Annotated in this window: 1 pseudogene; it reads right to left on the bottom strand. The window is 45.5% G+C overall.

Going from position 1 to position 639, the window contains the following annotated elements:
• Positions 1-639, bottom strand: a pseudogene (locus HT730_RS09815) (aminodeoxychorismate lyase); the annotation flags it as partial.

Raw genomic sequence — 639 nt, forward strand, 5'->3', positions numbered from 1 at the left:
TTTCTTGAACGTTTGAACCTTCTGGAATTCCAACCGTCACATATTGTTTCGATGAAGCATCCACAGGCTGTAAAGATGACTGAACATACTGGTAACCAAAGTAACCACCTGCTGAGAGCAAGGCAAGGAATACAAGGAATGAAATCACAAAGGCTTTCACATGTGACTTCTTCTCTTTCTTAGGCTTAACGGTTTTTGCTCCTTCTCTACGGCTACGACGTGGTGTATCGCTGATGATATCCACTGTTTCTGTAGCAGGCGTAGGTGTTTCTGGACCTGCTTGTTCTGCTTTTTTCTCTGCCGTCTTATAGGAAACAGCTACCCTTGTTGGGGTTTCATTGTATTCTCTTTCAACTTTGCTAGGTCTAACAGGACCTGGTCCTGGTCTTGAGCCACTTTCTTCTGCTGGAGAAGAAGGCACATCTTGACTTGGATGGGTTGGGACGGCAGGAATTTCTCTTTGAAGGTCATCTGCTGGAGAAGCTGGTACATCTTGACTCGGGTGAGTAGGCGCAGCAGGAGCTTTTCTCATAATCTCCTCTACCGTTGACAAGGAATCAGCCATGAGTTCTTCAGCTGAAGGTTCATTTGCAGGAGTGCGAACTACTGCCTCATCTTCTTTCAGAACTTCATCATAAC

This window comes from Streptococcus sp. k-628, from assembly GCF_013277475.1.
In the GTDB taxonomy this organism is placed as follows: Bacteria; Bacillota; Bacilli; order Lactobacillales; family Streptococcaceae; genus Streptococcus.